Below are 4494 nucleotides of genomic sequence, written 5' to 3' on the forward strand. Positions count from 1 at the left end.
ACCACCTGCTCGCCGCCGTCCGGGCCGCGCCGGCCCACCACCGCGCAGTCGGCCACGCCCGGGGCCCTGCGCAGGACCGCCTCGACCTCGGAGGGGTACACGTTGAACCCGCCGGTGACGATCATCTCCTTGATGCGGTCCACCACGTGGAGGAAACCGTCGGGATCCTGGGTCACGACGTCGCCGGTGCGCAGCCATCCGTCGTGGAAGGTCTCGGCCGTGGCCTCGGGGTTTCCCCAGTACCCCGGGAAGACCTGCGGGCCCCTGACCAGCAGCTCGCCGGGCTCGCCCGGGGAGGCGTCGACGGAGGGATCGTCCTTGTGGGAGACGCGGATATCGGTGTCGGGGAAGGGGATGCCGATGCTGCCGGCCCGCCTCGCCGTCGACATGGGATTGCCGACGGTGATGGGGGAGGTCTCGGTCATCCCGTATCCCTCCACCAGCAGGCCCCCGGTCGCGGCCTCCCACCTGCCGATGAGGTCGGCGGGCAGGCTCATCGCGCCAGAGAACGAGTGCCGCACGCCCCGCAGCGAGATCCCCCGCCGGTCGGCCTCCTCGAGGATCTTCGAGTAGATCGGTGGGACTGCCGGGATGAAGGTCGGCAGGTCCTTGGCCAGGATGGGCATGATGAGGTCCATGTCGGGTGTCGGCACGAGTTGCAGCCGCGCGCCCTGGGCGATGCCGAACACCACGCACATCGTCACCCCGTACGCGTGGAACATCGGAAGCGAGGCCAGGAACCGCTCCCTACCCGGCTCGAGCCCGGGCACCCAGGCCTCGCCCATCGTGGCGTTGGCCACCAGGTTGGCGTGCGAGAGGGTGGCCCCCTTGGGCGTGCCGGTGGTGCCGGAGGTGTAGAGGATCAGCGCCGGATCCTCGGCGCGCGGCCGCGGATGGGAGAAGTCCAGCTCCGGCCCGGTCTCCAGATCTCGCCAATCCAGGGTCCCGGGGGCGGGGACCGACAGCTTCGCTCGCGAGGCGCGCAGCGACGGGACGGGCAGGAGCTTCAGCGCCAGGCGCTTGGCCGCGGGGAGTTCGTCGAGCAGGTCGACGGCGATGATGTGCTCGATGGCCGTTTCCGGGCGGTCGGCCAGCTCGCGCACCGTGCCGGCGACGACGTTCCAGGTCACCACCACCCGCGCGCTGTGGTCGGCGAACGGGCCCGCGAGCTCGTCGGCGGTGTAGAGCGGATTGTGCTCGACGACGATCGCGCCGATCCGCAGCGCGGCGTAGAACACGACGATCCCCTGCGGACAGTTCGGCAACAGCACCGCGACCCGGTCCCCGCGACCCACCCCGAGGCGCCGCAGCCCCTCGGCGGCGCGGCGGACCCGGCTGCCGATCTCGGAGTAGGAGGTCAGGCGGCCGAAGAACTCGGTCGCGGGCCGGTCGGAGTAGGCCCGCACGGCGTCGTCGAACTGATCGATCAGCGTGGTGGTGCCGTACGCGAGGTCGTGCGCGGTGCCCGGGGTGTAGTGGTCGGTCCACGGCCGGTCGGGTCGATCGGGGGTGTTGCCGGCGTCTGTGGTCATGTCTGCACCGTAGTCCTCGTGCGTCGGGTCATAATGGCCGCATGGCTTACGGAACCCTCGTCCTGCTGCGTCACGGTCAGTCCACGTGGAACGCCTCCAACCAGTTCACCGGATGGGTCGATGTGGACCTCACCGACCTCGGACGCGAGGAGGCGGTCCGCGGAGGCAGGCTCCTCGCCGAGGAGGGCATCCTGCCGGACGTCCTGTTCACGTCCCTGCTGCGCCGGGCCATCACGACGGCCAACATCGCGCTCGACGCCTGTGACCGGCACTGGATCCCGGTAGTGCGGCACTGGAAGCTCAACGAGCGTCACTACGGCAGGCTCCAGGGCCTCAACAAGGCGGAGATCAAGGACGAGTACGGCGACGAGCAGTTCATGCTGTGGCGCCGCAGCTACGACACGCCGCCGCCGGCGATCGACCCGGACAACGAGTACTCGCAGTCGGCGGACGCCCGCTACGCCGACCTGCCGGAGGTGCCGCTGACCGAGTGCCTCAAGGACGTCGTGGACCGGTTCATCCCGTATTACGCCGCCGAGATCGCCCCACAGCTGGCGGAGGGCAAGACCGTGATGGTCGCCGCGCACGGCAACTCGCTCCGTGCGCTGGTCAAGCACCTCGACGGCATCTCCGACGAGGACATCGCGGGCCTGAACATCCCCACCGGCATCCCGCTCGTCTACCGCTTCGACGACTCCGGTCTGGTCGCCAACCCGGGTGGCACCTATCTCGACCCGGAGGCCGCGGCCGCGGGGGCCGCCGCAGTCGCCAGCCAGGGCGCCCAGAAGTAGGTGACACTCCGGTGAACACACGGAGAACCCCCGTCCACCTGCGGACTTCCCGCGGATGGACGGGGGTTCTCTGTTGTGGTCGTCGGTTCGCCGCACCGTAGTATCTGGCACGTGCAGGTCAGTTTCGGGATCGCCCTCGCGATCGTCGCCGCGGTGGTCGGCTTCATCGTCGGCGGCTTCGTCGTCCCCCGGTTGCACGCACGCCGTGAGCTCCGGCTGGCCGAGCAGCAGGGGCCGAGCCGGCTGGAGGTCCTGCGGGCGGTGTACCACCAGGCTCCCTACGCGCTGGCCGTGGTGGACCGCCATCAGGACGTAGTGCTCTACAACCGTCGCGCCGCGGAACTGGGGATCGTGGACGACCGGCTCCTGGTGGACCCGGTGTGGAGCGCCGCCGAGGCCACGTTCGCCTCCGGCCAGCCGTCGGCGTTCGACCTGCCCGCCAAGGTCACCGCGGGGCGCCGTCGAATCCCGTCGGTGAGCGGTCGGAGCGAGATCCTCGGCGGTCACCTCGGGCAGTTCGCGGTGGTGTTCGCCGACGACGACTCCGAACAGCGCCGCATGGAGGCCGCCCGACGCGACTTCGTGGCCAACGTGTCCCATGAACTCAAGACCCCGGTGGGGGCGATGGCGGTGCTGGCCGAGGCGTTGCTCGAGTCCAAGGACGACCCGGAGTCGGTCGAGTACTTCGGCGGACGCGTGGTGAACGAGGCCCACAGACTGGGCAAGATGGTCTCCGAGCTCATCGAGCTGTCCCGGCTGCAGGGCGCGGAGCGGATCCGCGATCCCGAGCCGGTGGACGTGGACGCCGTGGTGGACGAGGCGATGCGCCGGTCGGCTGCCGCGGCGGAGGCGGCGGGGATCGAGTTGATCACCGACGCCCCGTCCGGGCTCGAGGTGTCGGGCGACTGGACCCTGTTGGTCACCGCGTTGACCAACCTCATCTCGAACGCCGTCAACTACTCGCCCGAACGCACCCCGGTCTCGATCACCCGGTCACTCGACGGCGACACCGTCATGCTTCGGGTCACCGACCGGGGGATCGGCATCGCGCCCGAGCACCAGACCCGCGTCTTCGAACGGTTCTTCCGCGTGGACAAGGCCCGGTCCCGGGCCACCGGCGGGACCGGACTGGGACTGGCGATCGTCAAGCACGTGGCACAGAACCACAACGGCGCCGTCAGCATCTGGAGCCGACCCGGGACCGGGTCGACGTTCACACTCGAACTTCCGGCCCATGTGGAGCCGGGTGGCGAGGGGCCCCCGGCCCCCGCCGAGCACGACCGACAAGGAGAGGACCAGGTGCCGTGACCAGGGTGCTGATCGTAGAGGACGAGGCCTCGCTGGCGGATCCGCTGGCGTTCCTCCTGCGCAAGGAGGGCTTCGAGGTCACCATCGCCGGCGACGGCCCGACAGCGCTGGAGAGCTTCGACGCGGAGGGCGCCGACATCGTATTACTGGATCTCATGCTCCCGGGCATGTCCGGAACCGACGTGTGCAAGCGGTTGCGCGTGACCTCGAGCGTCCCGGTCATCATGGTGACCGCGCGCGACAGCGAGATCGACAAGGTGGTCGGGCTGGAGTTGGGGGCCGACGACTACGTGACCAAGCCCTACTCCGCCCGCGAGCTCATCGCCCGCATCCGCGCCGTCCTGAGGCGTGGGGCGGACTCGGAGGGCGACCAGGCGGACGACATCGGTGTACTGGAGTCCGGGCCGGTGCGCCTGGACATCGAGCGACACACGGTGACCGTCCGCGGAAGTGTGGTGACCCTCCCGCTCAAGGAGTTCGACCTGCTCGAGTACCTGCTGCGCAACTCGGGGCGAGTGCTCACCCGCGGCCAGCTCATCGACCGCGTCTGGGGGTCGGACTATGTGGGCGACACCAAGACGCTGGACGTCCACGTCAAGCGGCTGCGGTCCAAGATCGAACAGGATCCGGGCAAGCCGGTCCACCTGGTGACGGTCCGCGGGCTGGGCTACAAGTTCGAGGGCTGACCGCCGCGCCCGGCCCCCGCGACGGATCAGGACCCGGAGGCCGCCCGCTCGGTCGCGGGGTGCACCGCGACGATCCCCAACTGGCGGCGGCGCCGGCACGCCGCGGCCAGCACCTCGTAGCAGTCGGCCCCCAGCAGTTCCACCAGCTCGTCGCGCAGCGAGACGAACACCGGCTCC

4 protein-coding genes are annotated in these 4494 nt (G+C 70.1%); 3 read left to right on the top strand and 1 reads right to left on the bottom strand.

From position 1 onward, the window contains the following. Window positions 1-1532: AMP-binding protein (locus G6026_RS15940; protein ID WP_182613747.1), on the bottom strand; the 1532-nt coding region annotated here is incomplete at its 3' end. 41 nt (window positions 1533-1573) lie between these two features. Between G6026_RS15940 and G6026_RS15945 the strand changes: the two genes are divergently transcribed. From G6026_RS15945 to G6026_RS15955, 3 genes are all read left to right on the top strand, one after another. Continuing rightward, entirely contained in the window at window positions 1574-2323 is a 750-nt protein-coding gene (locus G6026_RS15945) for a phosphoglyceromutase (protein ID WP_107757344.1), read from the top strand. Window positions 2324-2434: 111 nt separating this feature from the next. Next, the gene (locus tag G6026_RS15950; protein ID WP_107758216.1) at window positions 2435-3631 is read left to right on the top strand and encodes an ATP-binding protein; all 1197 of its coding nucleotides are present in this window, start codon (window positions 2435-2437) and stop codon (window positions 3629-3631) included. Then, window positions 3628-4317: a response regulator transcription factor gene (locus tag G6026_RS15955; RefSeq protein ID WP_107757343.1), complete on the top strand. Its 690-nt coding sequence runs from the start codon at window positions 3628-3630 to the stop codon at window positions 4315-4317. The genes G6026_RS15950 and G6026_RS15955 overlap by 4 nt, the downstream gene beginning before the upstream one ends. Window positions 4318-4494 lie beyond the last annotated feature (177 nt).

Source organism: Dietzia sp. DQ11-38-2 (genome assembly GCF_014145055.1).
Lineage (GTDB): Bacteria > Actinomycetota > Actinomycetes > Mycobacteriales > Mycobacteriaceae > Dietzia.

Bases quoted from the DNA above. Each gene is read 5' to 3' on its own strand.
- G6026_RS15945 (WP_107757344.1), top strand. From the start codon at position 1,574: ATGGCTTACGGAACCCTCGTCCTGCTGCGTCACGGTCAGTCCACGTGG.